This window comes from Rhodococcus sp. T7, assembly GCF_009872365.1.
GTDB lineage: Bacteria > Actinomycetota > Actinomycetes > Mycobacteriales > Mycobacteriaceae > Rhodococcus_F.
In genome coordinates this window covers 51551-71841 of sequence record NZ_WXYH01000055.1, presented here as the reverse complement: position 1 = coordinate 71841, position 20291 = coordinate 51551, and the positions used below count along the sequence as shown (strand labels likewise).

The 20291-nt window shown below is 68.6% G+C and carries 21 protein-coding genes; 11 read left to right on the top strand and 10 right to left on the bottom strand.

Features of this window, described 5'->3' with window-relative positions:
* Positions 1-40 precede the first annotated feature (40 nt).
* From kdgD to MLGJGCBP_RS08050, 3 genes are read left to right on the top strand one after another with little or no spacing between them, the layout of a single operon-like run.
* Positions 41-955, top strand: coding sequence for a 5-dehydro-4-deoxyglucarate dehydratase (gene kdgD, locus MLGJGCBP_RS08060; protein ID WP_160094705.1), 915 nt, complete (start codon positions 41-43; stop codon positions 953-955).
* Between the two features lie 2 nt (positions 956-957).
* Positions 958-2562: an aldehyde dehydrogenase (NADP(+)) gene (locus MLGJGCBP_RS08055; RefSeq protein WP_160094704.1), complete on the top strand. Its 1605-nt coding sequence runs from the start codon at positions 958-960 to the stop codon at positions 2560-2562.
* A gap of 51 nt (positions 2563-2613) precedes the next feature.
* Complete coding sequence (locus tag MLGJGCBP_RS08050) at positions 2614-3822, top strand: L-talarate/galactarate dehydratase (protein ID WP_160094703.1); 1209 nt, start codon at positions 2614-2616, stop codon at positions 3820-3822.
* Positions 3823-3950: 128 nt separating this feature from the next.
* On the opposite strand, the gene MLGJGCBP_RS08045 is transcribed toward MLGJGCBP_RS08050, so the two are convergent.
* Positions 3951-4916 (bottom strand): DUF389 domain-containing protein, encoded by a 966-nt coding sequence (locus MLGJGCBP_RS08045; protein WP_160094702.1) that lies wholly within the window; start codon positions 4914-4916, stop codon positions 3951-3953.
* Positions 4917-5508: 592 nt separating this feature from the next.
* Between MLGJGCBP_RS08045 and MLGJGCBP_RS08040 the strand changes: the two genes are divergently transcribed.
* Positions 5509-5910, top strand: coding sequence for a DUF6069 family protein (locus tag MLGJGCBP_RS08040; protein ID WP_236580972.1), 402 nt, complete (start codon positions 5509-5511; stop codon positions 5908-5910).
* Between the two features lie 316 nt (positions 5911-6226).
* Here the strand turns inward: MLGJGCBP_RS08040 and MLGJGCBP_RS08030 are convergent, their stop codons facing one another.
* The 5 genes from MLGJGCBP_RS08030 to MLGJGCBP_RS08010 form a co-directional block, all read right to left on the bottom strand.
* Positions 6227-7042 (bottom strand): FAD:protein FMN transferase, encoded by an 816-nt coding sequence (locus MLGJGCBP_RS08030; RefSeq protein ID WP_236580971.1) that lies wholly within the window; start codon positions 7040-7042, stop codon positions 6227-6229.
* Positions 7039-7527 carry an FMN-binding protein gene (locus MLGJGCBP_RS08025; protein ID WP_160094701.1) on the bottom strand — a complete coding sequence of 163 codons (489 nt, stop codon included), beginning with the start codon at positions 7525-7527 and terminating at the stop codon, positions 7039-7041. Before MLGJGCBP_RS08025 ends, MLGJGCBP_RS08030 begins: the two co-directional genes overlap by 4 nt.
* A 7-nt stretch (positions 7528-7534) precedes the next feature.
* Entirely contained in the window at positions 7535-8980 is a 1446-nt protein-coding gene (locus tag MLGJGCBP_RS08020) for a ferredoxin reductase family protein (RefSeq protein WP_160094700.1), read from the bottom strand.
* Between the two features lie 127 nt (positions 8981-9107).
* Entirely contained in the window at positions 9108-9773 is a 666-nt protein-coding gene (locus tag MLGJGCBP_RS08015; RefSeq protein WP_236580970.1) for a zf-HC2 domain-containing protein, read from the bottom strand.
* Positions 9763-10320 carry a sigma-70 family RNA polymerase sigma factor gene (locus tag MLGJGCBP_RS08010; protein WP_160094699.1) on the bottom strand — a complete coding sequence of 186 codons (558 nt, stop codon included), beginning with the start codon at positions 10318-10320 and terminating at the stop codon, positions 9763-9765. The genes MLGJGCBP_RS08015 and MLGJGCBP_RS08010 overlap by 11 nt, the downstream gene beginning before the upstream one ends.
* 210 nt (positions 10321-10530) lie before the next feature.
* Here MLGJGCBP_RS08010 and MLGJGCBP_RS08005 point away from each other — a divergent pair, with 210 nt between their 5' ends.
* From MLGJGCBP_RS08005 to MLGJGCBP_RS07985, 5 genes are read left to right on the top strand one after another with little or no spacing between them, the layout of a single operon-like run.
* On the top strand, positions 10531-11031 hold the full coding sequence (locus MLGJGCBP_RS08005; RefSeq protein ID WP_236580969.1) for a COG4315 family predicted lipoprotein: 501 nt from the start codon (positions 10531-10533) through the stop codon (positions 11029-11031).
* On the top strand, positions 11015-12136 hold the full coding sequence (locus MLGJGCBP_RS08000; protein ID WP_160094698.1) for a catalase family peroxidase: 1122 nt from the start codon (positions 11015-11017) through the stop codon (positions 12134-12136). Before MLGJGCBP_RS08005 ends, MLGJGCBP_RS08000 begins: the two co-directional genes overlap by 17 nt.
* Positions 12126-12710, top strand: coding sequence for a cytochrome b (locus tag MLGJGCBP_RS07995; RefSeq protein WP_160094697.1), 585 nt, complete (start codon positions 12126-12128; stop codon positions 12708-12710). The genes MLGJGCBP_RS08000 and MLGJGCBP_RS07995 overlap by 11 nt, the downstream gene beginning before the upstream one ends.
* Positions 12711-12737: 27 nt before the next feature.
* Positions 12738-13067, top strand: coding sequence for an ArsR/SmtB family transcription factor (locus MLGJGCBP_RS07990; RefSeq protein ID WP_160094696.1), 330 nt, complete (start codon positions 12738-12740; stop codon positions 13065-13067).
* The gene (locus tag MLGJGCBP_RS07985) at positions 13067-13765 is read left to right on the top strand and encodes a cation transporter (protein WP_160094695.1); all 699 of its coding nucleotides are present in this window, start codon (positions 13067-13069) and stop codon (positions 13763-13765) included. The genes MLGJGCBP_RS07990 and MLGJGCBP_RS07985 overlap by 1 nt, the downstream gene beginning before the upstream one ends.
* Positions 13766-13780: 15 nt before the next feature.
* On the opposite strand, the gene MLGJGCBP_RS07980 is transcribed toward MLGJGCBP_RS07985, so the two are convergent.
* From MLGJGCBP_RS07980 to MLGJGCBP_RS07970, 3 genes are read right to left on the bottom strand one after another with little or no spacing between them, the layout of a single operon-like run.
* A complete protein-coding gene (locus tag MLGJGCBP_RS07980) occupies positions 13781-14992 on the bottom strand; it encodes a CoA transferase (RefSeq protein WP_160094694.1) in 1212 nt (403 codons plus the stop codon).
* 25 nt (positions 14993-15017) lie between these two features.
* Positions 15018-16025: a MaoC family dehydratase gene (locus tag MLGJGCBP_RS07975; protein WP_160094693.1), complete on the bottom strand. Its 1008-nt coding sequence runs from the start codon at positions 16023-16025 to the stop codon at positions 15018-15020.
* On the bottom strand, positions 16022-16870 hold the full coding sequence (locus MLGJGCBP_RS07970; RefSeq protein ID WP_160094692.1) for an HpcH/HpaI aldolase/citrate lyase family protein: 849 nt from the start codon (positions 16868-16870) through the stop codon (positions 16022-16024). Before MLGJGCBP_RS07970 ends, MLGJGCBP_RS07975 begins: the two co-directional genes overlap by 4 nt.
* Positions 16871-17051: 181 nt before the next feature.
* Between MLGJGCBP_RS07970 and MLGJGCBP_RS07965 the strand changes: the two genes are divergently transcribed.
* Together MLGJGCBP_RS07965 and MLGJGCBP_RS07960 are read left to right on the top strand one after the other, a co-directional pair.
* Complete coding sequence (locus tag MLGJGCBP_RS07965; RefSeq protein ID WP_160094691.1) at positions 17052-18203, top strand: acyl-CoA dehydrogenase family protein; 1152 nt, start codon at positions 17052-17054, stop codon at positions 18201-18203.
* Between the two features lie 30 nt (positions 18204-18233).
* The gene (locus MLGJGCBP_RS07960) at positions 18234-18980 is read left to right on the top strand and encodes a GntR family transcriptional regulator (RefSeq protein WP_087559865.1); all 747 of its coding nucleotides are present in this window, start codon (positions 18234-18236) and stop codon (positions 18978-18980) included.
* 94 nt (positions 18981-19074) lie between these two features.
* Here MLGJGCBP_RS07960 and MLGJGCBP_RS07955 read toward each other — a convergent pair whose 3' ends face one another.
* Complete coding sequence (locus tag MLGJGCBP_RS07955; protein ID WP_160094690.1) at positions 19075-20217, bottom strand: beta-mannosidase; 1143 nt, start codon at positions 20215-20217, stop codon at positions 19075-19077.
* Positions 20218-20291 lie beyond the last annotated feature (74 nt).

Genomic DNA, 20291 nt, shown 5'->3' with positions numbered 1-20291 from the left:
ACACGAAGCGCACGATTGTCGATGAGGAGACCCACACGCCATGACCACCGCCTCGCCCCAGGAGATCGCCCGCAAGCTCGGCTCCGGTCTGTTGTCGTTCCCGGTCACGCACCTACACGAGGACGGGTCGTTCGACGAGGCGGCCTACCGCGAGAACATCGGCTGGCTCAGTCAGTTCGACGCGTCGGGACTGTTCGCGGCCGGCGGCACCGGCGAGTTCTTCTCCCTCACCCCGGTCGAAGTCGAGCAGGTCGTTACGGCCGCTGTCCGGGAGGCCCCCGGAGGCCTGCCGGTGATCGCCCCCGCCGGCTACGGCACCGCGACCGCGGTCGAGATGGCCCGGTCCGCCGAACGTGCAGGCGCGCACGGAATCCTGTTGCTTCCGCCCTACCTGACCGAGGCCAGTCAGGACGGTTTGGTCGCGCACGTCAAACAGGTCTGCGCCGCCACCGATCTCGGTGTCACCATCTACTCCCGCGCCAACGCCGTCTACACCGAGGCGGCAGTCGCCGAACTCGTCGACAGCTGCCCGAACCTGGTGGGGTTCAAGGACGGGGTCGGCAACATCGAGCAGATGACGCGCATCTACGCCGGCATCGGCGACCGCCTCACCTACGTCGGCGGGTTGCCGACCGCGGAGATGTTCGCTCTGCCGTATCTGGCACTCGGTGTGACGACGTATTCGTCGGCGATCTACAACTTCGTCCCGCAATTCGCACTCGCCTTCTACAACGCCCTCCGCAGCGGCGACAACGCGTTCGTCATCAACGCCCTCAACGAGTTCGTGATCCCGTACTGCAACCTGCGCAACAAGAAGCAGGGATACGCGGTCAGCATCATCAAGGCCGGCATGAAGGTCATCGGCAGGCCCGCCGGCCCAGTGCGCAGCCCGCTCACCGACCTCGACGACGTCGAACTCGCCGAACTCGCCGACCTGATCAAGAAGGTGAGCTGATCGTGACCGCCTCGCACACAATAGAACTCACCGGCGCCTCTCTCATCGGCGCGGACGACATTCCCGGCACCCGGTCGCCGTTCCAGGCCACCGACCCGGCCACCGGCGCCGCACTCGCGCCGATCTACCACGAGGCCGACGAGGCGGCAGTCGAGAGGGCAGCCGAACTCGCCTGGGCGGCCTTCGGCAGCTACCGGCACACCAGCTTCGAGCAGCGGGCCGCGTTCCTCGACACGATCGCGGCCGAACTCGACGACCTGGGTTCGGTGCTGATCGACCGGGTTCACGCCGAAACCGGTATTCCGACCCCGCGGGTGCAGGGTGAACTCGCCCGCACGACCGGCCAGCTTCGACTGTTCGCGGCTGTGGTCCGAGAGGGCAGCTGGACCGGCGCCCGCCTCGACACCCCGAACCCAGACCGCACGCCGTTGCCGAAGCCGGACCTGCGTCAGCGCAAGGTGCCGCTCGGCCCGGTCGCCGTGTTCGCCGCCAGCAACTTCCCGCTCGCATTCTCGGTCGCCGGCGGCGACACCGCCTCCGCGCTTGCCGCCGGGGCACCGGTAATCGTGAAGGCGCACTCGGCGCACCCCGGCACCTCGGAACTGGTCGGGCGGGCGATCCGCAACGCGGTCCGCGCGCACAACCTGCCCGAGGGCACCTTCTCCCTCGTGTTCGGCTCGGGTCAAACCGTCGGCATCGCGCTCGTCACCGACCCGCGCATCCGTGCAGTGGGATTCACCGGGTCCCAGCAGGCCGGGATCGCCCTCACCGCCGCCGCGGCGGCGCGCCCGGTGCCCATCCCGGTGTACGCCGAGATGTCGAGCATCAACCCGGTCTTCGTCCTGCCCGGCGCCCTCGCCGACCGGGCCGAAGAACTCGGCTCGGGATTCATCGCATCGATGACGACCGGTGTCGGTCAGCTCTGCACCAGCCCCGGCCTCGTCTTCCTCGTCGATGCTCCCGGCGCTGACCGGTTCGTCCGGGCGGCGTCCGAGGCTGTGCGGGCTGCGACGCCGGCGCCGATGCTCTACCCCGGCATCGCGACGTCGTTCGCCGACGGCGCCCGCCGACTGACGGCGAACGAGAACATCGACACCGTGGCCGTCGCCGACGCCGCTCCCGCTCCGGCCGGATGCTCCGGGGTGCCGCAACTGTTCGTCACCACCGGCGAGCAATTCCTCGACGATCACCAGCTCCAGGACGAGGTCTTCGGCCCGGCTTCGGTGATCGTCCGGGTCGCCGACGTGGCCCAACTGACGGCGATCATCGACCGCCTGGAGGGGCAGCTGACCGCCACGATCCAGGCCGCCCCGACCGATCACGCGCATGCGGGCGTCCTCGTCGACCGGCTCGAACTCATCGCAGGCCGGGTGCTGTTCAACGGGTGGCCCACCGGTGTCGAGGTCGGCCACGCCATCGTGCACGGCGGGCCGTTCCCCGCCACCACCGCGCCGTCGACGACCTCCGTCGGCAGCCGTGCCATCGAACGTTTCCTGCGCCCGGTCGCCTACCAGAACGTCCCCGAGGAACTCCTCGCCGACGAACTGCGCACCGACAATCCACTCGGCATCTGGCGGCGCATCGACGGCGCCGTGACGCAGAGCTGACCGAACGCTCCCCAACCCCGGCAACGACGCCACCCTGAAGGAGAATCACCGATGTCCACCAATTCCCTCGCGAGCCGCCCGACCAGCGCGCTGGCAGCACCCGACGCCGCGATCACGGCACTGGCGGTCGGTGCGGCCACGCTCGACCGCATCGAGTCGGTGAAGCTGTCCTCGATCACCCTGCCGTTGAAGAACCCCATCAGTGATGCCAAAGTGCTTACCGGCCGGCAGAAGCCGATGACCGAGGTCGCGTTCCTGTTCGCCGAGATCCGCACCGAGCAGGGCCACGAGGGCATCGGATTCAGCTACTCCAAACGAGCCGGTGGGCCCGCCCAATTCGCCCACGCGCAGGAGATCGCGCCGGTCCTGATCGGTGAGGACCCCAACGACATCGCCAAGATCTGGACCAAACTGGTCTGGGCCGGAGCCTCCGTCGGGCGCAGCGGCGTCGCCACCCAGGCCATCGCCGCCGTCGACATCGCACTGTGGGATCTCAAGGCCAAGCGTGCCGGTCTGCCGATCGCCAAACTGCTCGGCTCCCATCGTGATTCGGTGCAGACCTACAACACGTCCGGTGGTTTCCTCCACACCCCGATCGAGCAGGTCCTCGAGAACGCCTCGGCGTCGCTGGCCAGTGGCATCGGCGGCATCAAGATCAAGGTCGGACAGCCCGACTGGAAGCAGGACATCGCCCGCCTGGAGAAGGTCCGCGAACACCTCGGCGACGAGGTCCCGCTGATGGTGGACGCGAACCAGCAGTGGGACCGCCCCACCGCGATGCGGATGGGTCGAATCTTCGACAAGTTCAACCTGATCTGGATCGAGGAACCCCTCGATGCCTACGACGCCGAAGGCCATGCGCACCTCGCACGCAGCCTCGACACGTCCATCGCCACCGGTGAGATGCTCGCCAGCGTCGGCGAGCACGTGCGCCTGATCGAGGCCGGTGCGGTCGACATCATCCAGCCCGACGCACCGCGTATCGGTGGCATCACCCAGTTCCTGAAGCTGGCCACCCTCGCCGAGCAGAAGCATTTGCAGCTCGCGCCGCACTTCGCGATGGAGATCCACCTGCACCTCGCCGCGGTCTACCCCTACGAGCCCTGGGTCGAGCACTTCGACTGGCTCGATCCGCTGTTCAACGAACACCTCGAGATCCGTGACGGCCGCATGCACCTGTCCGACCGTCCCGGCCTCGGCTTCACCCTCAGCGACCAGGCCCACGCCTGGACCGTGGGATCCGCCGAATTCGGCAAGTAAGCCCGGACCCGCCGGGCGGCGAAGTGAACCATCCTTTCCTTCGCTGTCCGGCGCCGCAACGGGGGTGACGTGCGACGAGATCGGTAGCGCCCGCATCCGATCAGCCGATCTCGCGCACGTCACGGTCGCTATTCGGCGGAGATCCGCGCGCCCACGGTGTGGACGACGAGTAGCCGGGGGTGCCAGGGCACGAGGGCGTCGACGGAGTTCTCGAGTGCGCTGATCGGGGGCAGTTCGGCCGGGCCGAGGACGGAGACGGTCGCGGTATGACCCTGCCAGGACACGTCGGTCACCTGGGCCCCGGGTACGTCCTCGAGCCATTGCTGAGCCGCTGTCGTGATCTGCCCGGCCCACACCGACGCCAGTGAGTTGACCACCATCGGGATGGCTACGGCCACCAAGGCCGCCGCGAGCACCGTGTACGCCCGGACCCGACTGCTGCCGACTGTCGTCTCGACCTCGGCCGCGTACCCCGCGCCGACGAACACGACGCTGGCGGTGATGATCATCGCTAACACGTTCGACGCGAACAGCACCGCCGCGCCCGCCGCGAGGGCCGGTGCGCCGGAGCCCAGGCAGACCCCGACCACCGCCAGCGGAGGTACCAGGGAAATCGCGATGGCAACGCCGGGCAGTACGTCGCCGACGTCCCGCCTCGCCGCAGCGATGGCGCCGACGAGTCCCGTCGCGAGCGCGGCCGTCAGGTCCATCAATGTCGGTGACGTACGCCCGAGCACCTGCGAGTTGGTGAGCACGTCGGTGGTGTTGGGCACCAGCTGGACGATCCCGGCCCCGAGGACGACGACGAGTACCGCGCCGAGCGCCACCACGAGGAGACTTTTCCCGATCAGCGAGGCCCGCCCGGTGGTGATGCCCAGCCCGACACCGAGTATCGGCGTCGACAGCGGCGCGACGATCATGGCACCGATGACCGTCGCGGTGGAGTCCGCGACGACGCCGGACACCGCGATGACCGCCGACAGGGTCAACATCACCCAGAACGCGGACCGTTTCGCCGCACGATCACCGGTGAACATGTTGAAACGCTCATCGAGCTCAGCCGACGTTCGCCGTTGCGTATCCGGAACCAACATCGCGGATCCACTCCCGTCCGGAGCCGCCGTCGCGCGACGGCAGGCACGTGTGTTCGCCCGCCTTCGATACTGGCTGTCACCGACCGTCCTTGGCCTCACCCGGCGCGGATGAAGCGGTCGATGACGACATGTCTCATGCTGATCGGACCGAAGTTTCCCACCGCATGACCATGCCGTCGACAACCCGGCGTCGCGCCGGAGGACTTCCTGATAGGCATTGCGGCCAACCCCGTCTCGGGACAGCGGCCGACGCGGCTCGGGACGGACGTCGAGGCCGTTCGCGTCCCTGGCGGCACTGATCGTGCCGAGCCTGGTCGTGATCGCACTCGGTGGAGTGCGGCATTCAGGTATCGGACGTGGCGGCGATACCGACCGGATTCGGGGTGTTTCGTGTGGTGCTCCCGGTTGGTTTCACCCGTACCAGATGACCCATCGGTCGGCATCGCGCATAGTCTGCACAAGGGAATCAGAGGGTGCTCACTCTGGAGGGTGACGATGGACGCTATCTGCACGGCCGTTCCCCGGACCGATCCGGGTTGGCGGCGGGCGTGAGGGCGGGGAAGCTCTGGTCGGCGGAGCGGCGACCGCTCTGGTGGCCGCGCTCGCCGCGGTGGTCGGGTACATGGTGGTGAACGGTTTGTTCGCCACCCCGGTGCTCTCACCACCGTGGTGGCGGATCGGGGAGAGTCAGGTGTCCTCGCTGGCACTGCACGCGGCCTTGGCGGCGCTGCTGGCGACCGCACTCGTGCATCTGCTGTCGATGACGACACCACGACCGTTAGTTTTCTTCAGCTGGATCACCGCTCTGGTCACGATCGCCGTCGCGTTGTGGCCGTTCACCGTCGAAGCGACGACGGCTACCCGCCTGGGCAGCGCGTTGATCTACCTGGTGATCGGCATGGTGATCATCTCCCTGGTCGGTGGTGCGGCGAACTCGGCGCGAATCGTCCCCACCCCGCCCCCATATCCACCGTCATCGCCGTACCCGCAGTAACTTCGCCGATCGATCAGCTCGGCACGGCGCACGGTGCACGGATGCACCGTCGACGAAAGCGTTGATGCGCATCCGTGTATTCGTGATCGAGGCGTTCGACGATCTGTGCTGCCGGGACGACTGCGTCGACGGCGCCGATGCCCTGTCCGGCGCTCCGGATGTCGCGCCAGGGCTTGGCCCCCGATTTCGTGCTCGTGTCGGCATCTTCGCCGACGCCGAAGTCCGGAGGAGCTCGTTGTGTTCGGGGCGGTCGCGTGGACCCGTGGTGGCCGGGTGGGATCGGGTCTCTTCGACGCCTCATCTGCATCCCCTTCTGCTACCGGTCAGCGGGAGTTGCTGCGCGGCTGGTGGTTCCGTTCGCCCAGACGACCAGGTAGGAGCGTCCGGGCCGGGTGTCGAGCCAGTCGGCGGCGTGTTCGCCCAGTGCGTAGGCGGCGGTGGCGTCGATGTCTGCCCACGTCAATGTGTCGGCGATGACGGTGACCGAGGCGACGCCGGTGGGAGGCTCGCCGGTGCGGGCATCGACGAGGTGGTTGCCGCGGTGCACGGTGCCGGAGGTGGCGACCGCACCGGTGTGCACGGGCACGGTGGCAATGAGAGTTCGCGTGTCGAAGGGGTTCTCGATTCCGATGCGCCACGGTGCCGCGTCAAGGTCGAGGGTGCGGCAGGTCATGTCGCCGCCCGCGGAGAGGCAGAAGTCGGTGGCGTCCAGTGCCCGAAGGTGCTCGGCGGCCCGCTCGACCGCCCAGCCTTTCACGACTCCGTCGGGGTCGAGGACGATCTCGCCGGTGGGTCCGGGTCGGCGGATCGCGAAGGCGCCACCGGATTCGCGTTCGGCGCGGTGGCCGAGCGCGAAGACCTCGGCCACCACGGCCGGCAGTTGATCGGTTCCCTTCTCTCCACGGATCATTGCGGAAAGGAAGGAGTCCGGTCGATACGTGCTGAAGAGCTGATCCGTCGCACGCAAGGAGGCGAGTGCGTCGGTCCAGGCCTGGCGGCCGCGGCGATCGGCGGCGTGCCGTCCCCGCATCGCCAGACTGACCGGCATCCCCATCACGTGCTGGACGTAGCGCTGCGTGGCCTCGCAGCGCATCGAATCGGATGTGGACCCGGGCACGGTGTCGACGCTCACAGCCCCGCCTCGTCGAGAGCGGACTGCAGCGACTGCACATAGCCGGCGCTCGTGACGGTGGCACCGCTCACCATGTCGATGTCCGCACTTTGTTCGGCGAGGGTCTCGTCCACCAGCACGGGCAGGGCGCGGGCATTGATCTGCTGGTCCTTGCCGTTGCCGTCCGGATACTGCGGAACGGTCACGTCGGTGATCGTGCCGCCCGACACCACGATCTGTACTTGCACGGGACCCCAACGGGTCTGGGCTGTGGAACCGGTGATCGTGGACGAGGACTCCGGTGCAGGGTCGCCGTCCGCGGCAGTCGGTTCGGATGGTTCCGGGGGCTCGGAGGACCCTGTGGGTCCGAGATTTCCCGGTAGGGAGGTGGAGGCGACGACAGTGTCGGGGGTGGCGTCGATCGGGCCCTCGGTGGAGGTGTGGTACCCGAACAGCAGCACACCCGCGGTGATCGTGCTCAGCAGCCATGTGACGATGCGTTTCATCGAGAGGTCACCACCTGAAGGTTTCGGAGTGGACGCGGCTGTCGGGGACGCCGGCCGCGCGGGTTGTGCGGCGAACCGCTGCGGTCCACGGCTGCGGACCGCAGATGTAGACCTCGCGGGCGGCGACGTCGGGTATCCAGTGGGTCAGTGCGGTGAGATCGTCGATCTCGCCCATGCCGCTGCCGAGCCACGACGCGGAGGACCGCCGCGGGCCGGGGAGCCACACGATCTGCAGACCTCGTCGTTCGGCCAGCTGCTGGAGCTCCCGGACGAACAACGGTTCGGAGGTGTAGCGCAGCAGGATGATCGCCTCCCCGGGCCGATAGTCGAGTTCTTCCGCCAGAGCACGTAATGGGGCCGCGCCGACGCCGGCCCCGATCAGTGCAACCCGCCGCGTACCGTGGGTGCGGCGTGAGGGCCGCCCGTAGGGGCCTTCGAACAGCACCGGTGTACCCGGCGCCAGGGTGTGGGCGCGGGAGCTGCCCTCGCCGAGTGCCTTGACGGAGATCCGCAGGCTGCGTCCGTCCGGGGCTGCCGACAGCGAGTAGGGGTTGGCCCGGGTCCACCCGGGGCCGCTCAGGAATCGCCAGTGGAAGAACTGGCCCGCGGACGCGGGCAAACGGTCGAGTCGGCGTCCGGAAAGGTGAACCGAGACGACACCGTCGCCTTCGGGAACGACGGCGGTGACGCGCAGCCGGTGTCGTGCATTGCGCCACAACGGAAGACCGACGCGCCATACGAGTACGGCCGCAACGGCGAGGGCCCACAGGGTCCACCAGTAGACCGTCGCCGCGGATGAGGTGAGGAACTCCTGACCGATCCAGAGTTGGTGCGGAACAGCGAGTCCCACGCCCAGATACGCGTAGAGATGAAGCAGGTGCCAGCTCTCGTAGCGCAGCCGGTCCCGCACCCACCGGATGCTGGTGACCACGACCATCAACAACAGCGCGGTACCGGCAACGGCCAACAACATCCCGGGATAGTCGACGGTCAAGTCCCACAGCATCGCCGGACTCCGGGTGAGGTCGCCACCGGCGTATCCCCAGGTGATGATGCAGATATGCCCGACCATGACCGCGACGGACGTCGATCCGACGATGCGGTGTAACCCGATCAGCCGGTCCTGACCGAAGGCGCGCTCGAGGATCGGAATACGCGCGACGAGGAAGACCTGCGCGAGGAGAAGGTCGGCGGAAACCAGTCCGGCGAGGCGCCCAACGGACATCAGCGCGGTCTCGGGCACCACGAGATCCTCGATACCGCCGTCGGCCGTCCACCAGTAACAGATCACCAGAAGACTGAGCCAGAGCGAGACGCCGGCACCATAGCGGACGCCGGCATCGAACTGCCGAGCCGTGAACCGGTCCGCGGTGTGACGATCCGGGCGACTCCGATCGCTGTGCCGCGTATACGGCGCTACTGGCGATTCGATGGGGATCGGTTCGGTTCGCATGGGCTGTCCCTCGGGCGCGCGGTGGTGGAGTGCGGGCACGTCGCCCGGATACCCAGGATCGGCGACGGAACTGGGTACCCGGATCGAGGTAGCTGTGAGTTTCCTGCGAAGCGATTCGATGGCACCGTTACGGGTGCAGCGGTGCCTGCAAGATGGCGGTGTCGTCGCCGGGTGCGCTGACGCCGAGCGTGGTGGCGTCGGACATCGGTAGCGCCACGGCGAGGTTCATCGACATCTTCCGGTCGCCGCCGGCGATGAAACTGCCTGCGTTCATGCGACTTCCGTCGGGTCGTTGCAGCCAGACGTTGTACGTGCTGCCCTGGGGGAGTCCGGTGACGTCGAGGCTGATCCCGGTTCCCCAGGCGCGGTTCTCCACCCGCGCGGACGCCTCCACACCCGCGGCGGGCGCGGTGAAGGCCACCGGCTGTCCGGGCGGGGTGCTCGGGACGAGGGTGCGGAGGAAGAATCCGCCGGTGAGCAGTCCGAGAGCGGTGACGGCGGCCGCGGCGACGATCGCGACCCGGCGGTGCCGTTGCCGGCTGCGTTCGCGGTCGAGCGTCGCGAGGATCGTGCCGGGTAGTGCGGGGGACGGCGCCGGCGGCGGCTCGAGCAGTCGGTCGGGGTCTGCTTGCCCCAGGACCGAGGCCACCGGGGTCAGCTCGATCAACTCGGCCCGGCAGTCCGCGCATCCGTCCAGGTGGGCGCGTACCGCCACGGCTTCGTGGTCGTCGAGGCGTCCGAGCGCGTACATGCCCAGCAAGGTGTGCATCTGTCGGCAGCGATCACTGGTCACCGTGCCACCCCATTTCTTCCAGTACGAGTTTGAGCGCCTTCAGCCCGTAGTACACCCGACTGCGCACGGTGCCCACGGGGATGCCGAGTTCCGCCGCGACCTCGCTGGTGGACCGGTCGCGCAGATGAATCTCGACGAGTACGACGCGATGCTGTTCGGACAGTCGCCGCAGCGCCTCCTCGACCTGCAGTCCCACCAGCAACTGTTCCAGCGGGCGCTCGGGCACCGGAACGTCGGGCGGCTCGGTGTCGGCGAGCTGGGGCCGGGAGGCCCGCGCCCGGCTCGCGTCTATCACCACGTTGCGGCAGATGGCATACAGCCAGGTCCGGACGGTGGAACGCTGCGGGTCGTACCGGTCCGCGCCGCGCCAGGCGCGGAGGAACGTCTCCTGCACCACTTCCTCCGCGCGTCCTCGGTCTCCGAGCGAGCGGTAGGCGAGGGCGAACAGTTCGCCGGCGTGATCGTCGTAGACGGTCCTCAACACCGCGTTGTCGGCCAAATTCCCGACCGACTCCTCCGCCCGCTTGCGCGACATGCGTAGCCGCACGACCTCACCTCCTGCAACACCGGAAATGTCGTCGGCCCGCCCGACGTCCGCCAGGGTGTACGGACGTGAGTGCCGCGGCGTTCACCGTCGATTCTCCACCAGCGTCTTCGTGAAAGTTCGCGGCCGCCGTGAACGCGGCCGGCGGGCTGTCCGTACTCCCCGGCGTCGTCCGCGATCGGCGGGCGGCATCGAAGAGAGAACGGAGATCTGATGATCGCGAAGCGAGCGATTCTCGCGGTGGCCTGCGCGGGCGCTGCGGTTGCCCTGACGTCGGGCTGCAGCCAGGCGACCGAGGCCCCGGCCGCTGCGGCGGATGCGTCGACGACCAGCGTGCAAGGCGCAGCGCCGACGACCGGCGTAGCGGATGCAGCGCCGACGCTCGGCACGCGGGAGACCGCGCTGGGCACCGTGCTGACCGACGGCGACGGCTTCACGCTCTACCGTTTCGACGAGGACACCGCCGACCTGGTGAAGTGCGTGGGCCCGTGTGCCGAGATCTGGCCGCCGACACAAGGCACGCCGGTACCCAACCCGGACTCCGTCTTGCCGGGCACGGTGGGCACGACGACGCGTCCCGATGGCGTCGAGCAGGCGACCTACGACGGTCATCCTCTCTACCGGTTCGCCAAGGACACGGCCCCCGGAGTGACGAGCGGAGACGGGGTCAAGGGGACGTGGCACGTGGTGACGGTCGATGCCGCGCAGGGGTGACGGTCACGAACCCTCGGTCGGTGGTCGGTCAGGGGCAAGCGTCACCCGGCGTAGCGCCCTGATCGGCATGGCGGCGGTCGGTGCGATCGCCGCGGTGGACGTCGGTGGGTTCCTGTTCGCCGGCGGCCGGCTGACTCCGCACAGCGTCACCCCGTCGCAGTTCGTCGATCGGTTCGAGCAGGTTTTCGGCCGGCACGAGGGGTTCCGGCGCAACCACGCGAAGGGGGTGAGTGCCACGGGGTGGTTCACGGCGACCGGTGCGGGGTCCGCGGTGTCCACGGCGAGCGTCTTCCGGGCCGGCGGCCGCCACCCCGTCACCGGGCGGTTCTCGTTGTCGGGCGGGCTGCCCGACGCCGTCGACGCCGCCGACACCGTGCGCGGTCTGGGATTGGTCTTCCGGTTGCCCGGGGGAGAGCAGTGGCGGACCGCGATGATCGACAGTCCGGTGTTTCCCGACCGCACGCCGGACGGTTTTCGTGATCGGTTGCTTGCCTCGAAGAAGATCCCGGACACCGGCAAACCCGATCCGGTCGCGATGGCCTCGTTCCTGGCACGCCATCCCGAGACGGCAGCGGCGATGGACATCATCCGGCGACAGCCTCGCACTTCCGGGTTCGGGGACAGCACATTTCACGGACTCAATGCGTTCCGGTGCACCGACCGATCCGGGGCCACGGTTCCGGTGCGCTGGAAGCTGGTGCCGGAGCAACCCGTCCGGCATCCCGGCGCCGAGGAGGGGTCCGGCCGCGACTACCTGTTCGACGCCCTCGTCCGGGACGTCACGCGAGGACCACTGCGCTGGCGGATGATCCTCACGATCGGGGAGGCGGGGGACTCGACGGACGATGCCACCCGACCGTGGCCGGCCGACAGGAAGACCCTCGACGTCGGCACGCTGACCGTCGATGCGATCGACACCGAAGCACCGGACAACGCGCGGGACGTCAACTTCGATCCGCTCGTACTGCCGAACGGCATTGCGCCGTCGGATGACCCACTGCTCAGTGCACGATCCGCGGTCTACGCGGAATCGTTCAACCGACGGTCCGGTGAGCCGAAATCGCCGAGTCGAGTCAACGTTTCGGAGGTGCCCGATGAGCGATAGCCCGACACGGTATGCGTTCACGTCGCGGGTGCTGCACTGGACGATGGCAATCCTGGTGATCGCCCAGCTCTTCCTCGGCGTCGCAATGGTGGCGTCGTTGGACGCCTACCACCTGTTGCGGACGGTGCATCAACCGCTGGGGTTCGCGATCCTCGTCCTCACGGTCGTGCGCATCGGCAACCGGGTCCTCCACCGTCCGCCGCCGTCCGCCGGGATGCGGCCCGCCGAGCGGATGGTCGCGACCGGGTCGGAATACCTGCTCTACGGACTCCTTGTGCTGCAACCGGTCACCGGGTGGGCGATGCTGTCGGCGGGCGGGTTCCCGATCGCCCTCACCGCGCAGCTGAGTCTGCCCGCGATCGCTCCCCGCGATCCGGATCTGTACTCGGTGTTGCGGCAGTTCCACACGGTGCTCGGGTACCTGCTGTTCGCAGCGTTCACCGCGCACCTGTGCGCCATCCTGTTCCACACGTTCGTCCTGCGTGACCGGATTCTCGGCCGGATGACGATGGGGCGCCGACACCGGCCCGCCCAGCCGCCGCAACGACAGGATCAAGAGTTCAGGGTTTCCTGAATACAGGAATCGCTGTATCGTCGGAGAATGGAGATGTTGATTCATCGCGACGCGCTGGCCCGGTTCGGCTACGCGCTGTCGGACACGACGCGCACGCAGATCCTGCTGAGCCTGCGGTCGGGTCCCGGGTATCCGTCCGAGCTGGCCGAACAGATCGGGGTGTCGCGTCAGATCCTGTCGAATCACCTGGCCTGCCTGCGTGGTTGCGGCCTCGTCGTCGCGGCGCCGGAGGGGCGGCGGACGCGGTACGAACTGGCGGATCCGCGGATCGGGCGCGCGCTGGACGACCTGATCGGTCTGGTGCTGGCCGTCGATCCGTCCTGCTGCCCGGACGCCGAGACCGACGGCTGCTGCTGATGGCGTCGGAACTCGGAATGCCCGCCACGCGAACGGCTCTCACCGCGCAGCGGCGGCAGGTCCTGGGGCGGCGGATCCGGTGGTTCGTGGCCGCGACGATCAGCTACAACCTGCTCGAGGCGATCATCGCGCTGAGCGAGGGCGCGCGGGTGTCGTCGACCGCGCTGATCGGGTTCGGTCTCGACTCGGTCATCGAGGTGTCCTCCGCGGCGGCCGTGGCCTGGCAGTTCGCCGGGAAGGACCCGGAATCGCGGGAGCGGGTGACGCTGCGGATCATCGCGTTCTCGTTCTTCGCATTGGCCGTGTACGTCACGGTCGACGCGATCCGTTCCCTCTTCGGCATCGGCGAAGCGGAACACTCGATCGTCGGGATCGCCCTGGCGGCAGTCAGTCTCGCGATCATGCCCGTGCTGTCGTGGGCGCAGCGGCGCGCGGGACGCGAACTCGGGTCCCTCTCGGCGGTCGCCGATTCCAAACAGACCCTGCTGTGCACCTACCTGTCTGCCGTCCTGCTGGTCGGGCTGCTGCTCAACTCCCTGCTGGGGTGGTCCTGGGCCGACCCGATCGCCGCCCTGGTCATCGCCGCGATCGCGGTCAAGGAGGGCATCAGCGCCTGGCAGGGCGACACCTGCTGCCCGGCGCCGGTCACCACCTCCGGTGCCGGCGCCGGTCCTGCCTGCGACTGCTGCGACGACTGAAAGGTCCCCCGACGGTCACTTCCCCCCGACGATGCCGCTGTCGAGGAGTTTGGCGACGTCGGAGTCGGAGCTGCCGAGGATGTCGCGGAGGACGCTGCCGGTGTCGTCGCCGACGGCGGAGGCGGGTGCCACGGTGGCGTGGTGTCCGTCGAATGATGCGGGGTGTCCGGAGGCGAGGTAGGTGCCGATCCGCGGCTGGTCGAGGGGGGTGAACATCGGGTTGTTCTCGAGTTCGCCGGATTTGACCAGTTCCTCGAACGTGCGGTAGCGCTCGGCGAGGACGGATGTCTTCGAGAGTGCCTCGGCCACTTCGGCTGCGGTGTGTTCGCGGAACCAGCGGGTGAACAGTGCGGTGAGGACGTCGCGGTGGGTGAAGCGGTCGGCTTCGCGCGCGAAGTCGGCGTCGAGTGCGGTGGCGAGTGCCTCCACCGGGGCGGTGGTTCCGGTGACGGCAACGAGGTCGCGGAAGTGCCGTGGGGTGAGGGCCACGATCATGAAACGGGCGCCGTCGCTGGTGGTGAAATCCGTTCCGTACGTGCCGTAGACGGAGTTGCCGGTGCCTTGCCTGCCGGTGCCGTTGATCTGCACCTCGGTGAGGTATCCGAGGGTGCCGGCGGTGGCGAGCGCGACGTCCTCGAGCGGCAGGGAGATGCGGGTGCCCTCGCCGGTGGCGTCGCGGTGACGGGCCGCGGACGCGACGGCCAGCGCGGCGTACAGCCCGCACGCCACGTCCCAGGCGGGGAGGACGTGGTTGACGACGCCGGCGTGGTCGGCGGGACCGGTGATGGACGGGAATCCGAGCCCGGCGTTGACCGTGTAGTCGACGCCGGGGGAACCGTCACGGCCACCGAGGATTTCGAGGGTGATGACATCGGAGCGGAGCGCGCTCAGCGTGTCGTGGGAGAGCCAGTCACGACCTCCCGCGTTCGTGACGAGAATTCCGCCGCCCGTTCCGGGGGCCGCGACCAGTTGCTGGACGAGCCGCTGCCCCTCGGGGTTGCGCATGTCGACGGCCACGGACCGCTTGCCGCGGTTGAGTCCGGTCCAGTAGATGCTCTCGCCGTCGCCCGTGATCGGCCAGCGGTTGTAGTCGGCGGCGCCGCCGATGGGGTCGATCCGGATGACCTCGGCCCCCAGCTGGGACAGGGTCAGTCCGCACAGGGGGGACGCGATGAAGCTGGAGACCTCGACGATCCGAAGTCCGGCAAGGGGAGTGTGGGCGGTCACGAGAGATGCTCCTTGATGGTGGAGGTCAGGCCATGAGGGCGGTGAAGCGCCAGTCGAGGACGGGGACGTCGGACGCTGTGGCGTTGTGCGCGAACACCAGTGAACGCAGATGCAGTATTCCGCCGCCGCCGGGCAACTCCTCGGCGCTCTCGATTTCGAGTTCGCTGGTGAGGGTGTCGCCTTCGTGGACGGGACCGGTGTGGTCGCAGGACTTCCAGCCCAGGACGGTGACGAGATTCGGCAGGGCGCGCGTGGCCTGCCCGAGCGCGATGCCGATGGTGTGGCCGCCGTAGACGAGTCGCCCGTCGGCGCCGACCCGCTCGTCGTGGTGGGTGGCCGCAATGTTGAGGGTGAGGCGAGCCAGTTCGGGGGCGCTCGAGACCACGTCGCCGCTGCTCCGCAGCACGGATCCGGCGAGGTCGGCCGAGAAGTGCTGTCCGGGAACCTTGTCGCGGTAGCGGGCGAGGTCCCAGCCATCGGGGGCGGCGAACGACTGCTCGGACTGCGGCCCGATCGCGGACAGGTCGTCGGACTTACGGACGCGGTCTTCGTCGGGGTTCGCGCTCAACGGGAGCATCGCGCAGCGGTAGAAGTCCAGGACGGTGCGGCCGTCCTGGTCGGTGGACGTCATCCGCAGCGCCGCCAGCCCGGTGGGTTTGCGCCCCGGTTTTGCCGAGTTCTCCCGCAGTCCCACCACTTCGGTGCGCGTGTAGAGCGTGTCGCCGAGATGGGGGAAGTGGTGGAAACGGAGGCCGCGGTAGAACAGGTTGGCCTTCACGTGGTGGGTAGCCAGCGTGGATTGTCCGATGGCGACGTCGGTGACGAGGCCGGGGTTCGCGACTGCCTCCGCGGACCCGGTGACGGCCCGGGATAGGTGCGCGTCGAGGGGCAGCCGCAGGCGGTCACCGAGGATGGCCTGATGGGCGGCGGCGAGACCGCTGGTGAGGGTGACGGCGGGGGCGGTGTCGAATGCCTGCCCGACCTCGAGTTCGTCGAAGTACGGTCCACCGACATAAGTCTGCGTGATCGTCACTGTGCACCTACCTGGGCGAGAACGCGGCGTGCCGCGACTGCGACGGCCTCGTCGAGCATCTGCCCGTCGAGTTGCGCCGCCCCGGCGCCTGCGGCCTCGGCGGCGGCGAGTGCGTCGATGACGCGTCGTGCGTCCTCGACCGCGGTGTCGGTGGGGGTGAAGGCCGTGGCAGCCGACTCGACCTGGGCGGGATGGATGACCCATTTTCCGTCGAAGCCGAGCGCGCTGGTCCATGCGGCCGAGTGGCGGAAGGCGTCGTCGTCGGCGATGCCGAGGAACGGGCCGTCGATCGCCTGGATTCCGGCGGCGCGGGCGGCGACGAGGATGCCGTCCTGGATCGCGAGCCAGTGCTCGGGGAGGGCGGAGCGGGACCGGCCCAGGGCAGCCCCGAGATCCGCGTAGCCGATGATGACGGACTCGAGCCGGTCGACGGCGCGGGTGATGTCGGCGATGTTCTGCACGCCGACCGGGGTTTCGACGAGAGCTTGCAACCCGATGCCGGTACCGGCGAGCACCTGATCGGCGCGGACCAGATCCTGCGCCGTCTCCACCTTGGGAACCACGATGCTCGTGAGCGCGGCGCCGAGGGAGGCGCACAGGGCGAGGTCGTCCTCGGCCCACGGCGTGGTCAGCGCGTTGATGCGGACCGCGACGGCCCGGGAGCCGTCCGATTCGAGCACGAGGCGACGCACGAGGTCGCGGGCCTCGGCCTTCCTGGCGGAGGCGACGGCGTCTTCGAGGTCGAGGACCACCTCGTCGGCAGTCGACCGGAGCGCCTTGACGGCTTTGCGCTCGTCGGATCCGGGGGCCACCAGAACGGCGCGCCTGCGGGTGAGGGTCTGCACGATGCTTCATTCCTAGGGTCCGGGAGCCCGGGTCGGGCTGGATATGTACGGCCAGCCTGATGCGGCTGCGCTGCTGATGCTGGCAGCGACGCAGCGGTCATGTCAAGACCGATCGTTGACTTTAGGCAGACAATGTCGGATTATGGCCGTACAAATGTTGCGGAAAGTGTGAGGTGGATTCATGGCCAAGCTGAACGAGGAAGAGTCGTACCTGGTCGAGACGGTGCGCGCGTTCATCGATCGCGACGTGAAGCCGACCGTGCAGGCGGTGGAACACGCCAACGAGTACCCCGAGAAGTGGATCGAGCAGATGAAGCAGATCGGGATCTACGGTCTGGCGGTCCCGGAGGAGTACGGCGGATCACCGGTGTCGATGCCCTGCTACGCGCAGGTGACGCAGGAACTGGCCCGCGGCTGGATGAGCCTCGCCGGTGCGATGGGCGGGCACACCGTCGTCGCGAAACTGCTGTCGCTGTACGGCACGGAAGAGCAGAAGCAGCAGTACCTGCCGAAGATGGCGACCGGCGAGATCCGCGCGACGATGGCGTTGACCGAGCCCGGCGGTGGCTCGGATCTGCAGGCCATGTCCACCAACGCCAAGGCGGACGGCGACGATCTGGTGATCACCGGTTCCAAGACGTGGATCTCCAACGCGCGCCGGTCCGGGCTGATCGCGCTGCTGTGCAAGACCGATCCGCAGGCGACCCCCAAGCACAAGGGCATCTCCATCGTCCTCGTCGAGCACGGCCCCGGCCTGACGGTGTCGCGGGATCTGCCGAAGCTCGGCTACAAGGGCGTCGAGACGTGTGAGCTGTCGTTCGACGGGTACCGCGTCCCCGCCTCCGCGATCCTCGGCGGCACCCCCGGCAAGGGGTTCGGCCAGATGATGAAGGGCCTGGAGACCGGGCGCATCCAGGTGGCCTGCCGTGCGCTGGGCGTGGCCACGGCGGCGCTCGAGGACTCCCTCGCCTACGCGCAGCAGCGCGAGAGCTTCGGCAAGCCGATCTGGAAGCACCAGTCGATCGGCAACTACCTCGCCGACATGGCGACCAAGCTGACCGCGGCCCGGCAGCTCACCTGGCACGCGGCGGAGCAGTACGACAGCGGCGACCGGTGCGACATGGAAGCGGGCATGGCGAAGCTGTACGCCTCCGAGGTGGCAATGGACATCGCCCTCAACGCCGTCCGTATCCACGGCGGCTACGGCTATTCCACCGAGTACGACGTGGAGCGCTACTTCCGCGACGCCCCGCTGATGATCGTCGGCGAAGGCACCAACGAAATCCAGCGCAACGTCATCGTCTCGCAGTTGGTGTCGCGAGGCGGCATCTAGTCGGCAACCTGCACGTAGGATCGGTGCGCGATGAACGGTAGAGAACGAGACACGGAGCCGGCGTACCAGCTGGTGTCGAGGCAGCTCCGCGAGCACATTGCTGCGGGCAAGTACAGCGGCGGGATCAAGCTGCCCACCGAATTCGAGCTCGCGGACCAGCACGGCGTCAGCCGGCAGACCGTTCGTCGCGCATTCCAGGACCTGGTGGCCGAGGGCATCGTCTACCGGGTCCCGGGCCGGGGAACGTTCGCCGCCGAGTCCGACGGCCGATACCTGCGGCAGCTGGGGTCGATCGAGGATCTGATGAACCTGTCCACGGACACCACCATGGAGGTGGTCACGCCGCTGCGCCGCCGGGTCGACATCGAGGCCGCGAGCAGGCTCCGCCTCGACACCGACCTCGTCAACACGGTCGTGTTCCGGCGACGCCACGACGACACCCCGTTTGTCCTGACCACCGTCTACCTGCCCGACGAGATCGCCCGGTTCGTCGCCGACGCACCCGAGATGTCCGAGGGTGCCGTCACCTCGCAGACGATCATCGGACTGCTCGAACCGCACCTGCGGAGCCCCATCACCGAGGCCGCGCAATCGATCACCGTCGCGCCGGCGCCGGCGGACGTGGCCCGCGAACTCGGCTGCTCCGAGGGGCACTCGATGCTGCGGGTGGACCGCCTCTACTCCGACTCGGACGGGCGGACGGTCGAGTTGGCGGTCAGCTACTTCCTGCCCGAGCACTACACCTATCGCGTCACCCTCCGCCGCGGCGGACGCTGACCGTCCGCGTCTTGGTCGCCTGAAACCCGTTCTCGCCGTGCGGTCGCCGTGTCCCCGGCCGGACTCCGCCCCCTGGGCTCGTTTGAGGTGTGGCCTACGTGGCGGCGGGCGCGGTGCCCGAACCCCAGCTCCCGAATTGCTCCATCACGCCCCACCGGGGGTCGGTGGGGCCGATGTCGTACGTGCACTCGGCGGGCCGGGGGTCCGGCACGAACGCCCACAGCAGCGCCCCGGCCGCGCCCGCGTCCCGCTGCCCCTGGATCTTGGCGCCGATGTGCGACGCCCGGTCCGTGGTGGCGGCGCATGATCCGGCGAGTTCACCGATCTCGCCCACCAGGAGCGGCTTGCCGAGTGCCGCAGCCTGTTCGAGGCGCCGTCCGAGTCCGTTCCACTGATCGCCGGGCAGCGGAACTCCGTCGGCGCCGTAATCGTGGTACTGCACAACGTCGACATACGGTGACGCCGAGACGAATTGGTACTCGTCGCCCTGGGTTCCGCACTGGCCGCCGCCGGTGAATCCGGCAGTGATCAGCGTGCGCGGATCACGGGCCCGCACCTCGGAGCCCGCGGCGTCGAAGAAGTCACGCAGCACCTGCGCCGCGCCGGGCTCACACGACCGAGTCCACCACGAGCAGTCGGCGTCGGTGCACGTGCTCGTCTCCGGTTCCCCGACGAGTTCCCACGCCGCGAGCGACGGCGAACCACGGAAGCGGTCGACGGCGGTCCGCGTCCAATCCTGAAAGCTCATCAGCGTGCGAGGCGCGCCCGGCGTCATCGTCGTCCAGCCGTCCACGTACCACTGCCTGCCCTTGAACACCCCGTCCTCGCACGCCCCGTCCTGCGGTGCGAGAACCGGGATCAGCATCTGGTCGTGCGCCTCGGCCGCCGCGAACACGGCGTCCATCGGCCCGAAGTCCAGTTGTCCGGTGAAGCGGTTGATCGCCAGCGCCTGGAAGAGGTTGAAACGGGTCAGCGAGTGCGGCGGCAGCGCGGAGAAGTAGGAGTCGAGATCGACCATCGCGCCGCAACCCCAATTGACCGACCAGTTCGTGGCCAACTGGTAGGCGTTGAACCCGGTCGGCCACCACGGCTGCCCGTCGAGCGCGAACCCGTCGGCCGAGGCCGTGACCCTGGCTCCGGGCGCGGGAGCGGCAGCCGACACGGATCCACCTCCCAGTGCCGTCAGGGCGACGGTCGCGATCACCGCGGCCAGCTTCGTGATGCGCGTCACCGTCATGAATGAATAGTAGGGACCAGTCGGTACGAATGGAGGCTCGTTTCGCGCCTCGAGCGACCGTCCAGTCCCTCTGA

Coding starts and splice junctions, on each gene's coding strand:
- kdgD (WP_160094705.1), top strand. CDS start 41: ATGACCACCGCCTCGCCCCAGGAGATCGCCCGCAAGCTCGGCTCCGGT.
- MLGJGCBP_RS08050 (WP_160094703.1), top strand. CDS start 2,614: ATGTCCACCAATTCCCTCGCGAGCCGCCCGACCAGCGCGCTGGCAGCA.
- MLGJGCBP_RS08045 (WP_160094702.1), bottom strand. CDS start 4,916: ATGTTGGTTCCGGATACGCAACGGCGAACGTCGGCTGAGCTCGATGAG.
- MLGJGCBP_RS08025 (WP_160094701.1), bottom strand. CDS start 7,527: ATGAAACGCATCGTCACATGGCTGCTGAGCACGATCACCGCGGGTGTG.
- MLGJGCBP_RS08020 (WP_160094700.1), bottom strand. CDS start 8,980: ATGCGAACCGAACCGATCCCCATCGAATCGCCAGTAGCGCCGTATACG.
- MLGJGCBP_RS08005 (WP_236580969.1), top strand. CDS start 10,531: ATGATCGCGAAGCGAGCGATTCTCGCGGTGGCCTGCGCGGGCGCTGCG.
- MLGJGCBP_RS08000 (WP_160094698.1), top strand. CDS start 11,015: ATGCCGCGCAGGGGTGACGGTCACGAACCCTCGGTCGGTGGTCGGTCA.
- MLGJGCBP_RS07995 (WP_160094697.1), top strand. CDS start 12,126: ATGAGCGATAGCCCGACACGGTATGCGTTCACGTCGCGGGTGCTGCAC.
- MLGJGCBP_RS07990 (WP_160094696.1), top strand. CDS start 12,738: ATGGAGATGTTGATTCATCGCGACGCGCTGGCCCGGTTCGGCTACGCG.
- MLGJGCBP_RS07985 (WP_160094695.1), top strand. CDS start 13,067: ATGGCGTCGGAACTCGGAATGCCCGCCACGCGAACGGCTCTCACCGCG.
- MLGJGCBP_RS07965 (WP_160094691.1), top strand. CDS start 17,052: ATGGCCAAGCTGAACGAGGAAGAGTCGTACCTGGTCGAGACGGTGCGC.
- MLGJGCBP_RS07960 (WP_087559865.1), top strand. CDS start 18,234: ATGAACGGTAGAGAACGAGACACGGAGCCGGCGTACCAGCTGGTGTCG.
- MLGJGCBP_RS07955 (WP_160094690.1), bottom strand. CDS start 20,217: ATGACGGTGACGCGCATCACGAAGCTGGCCGCGGTGATCGCGACCGTC.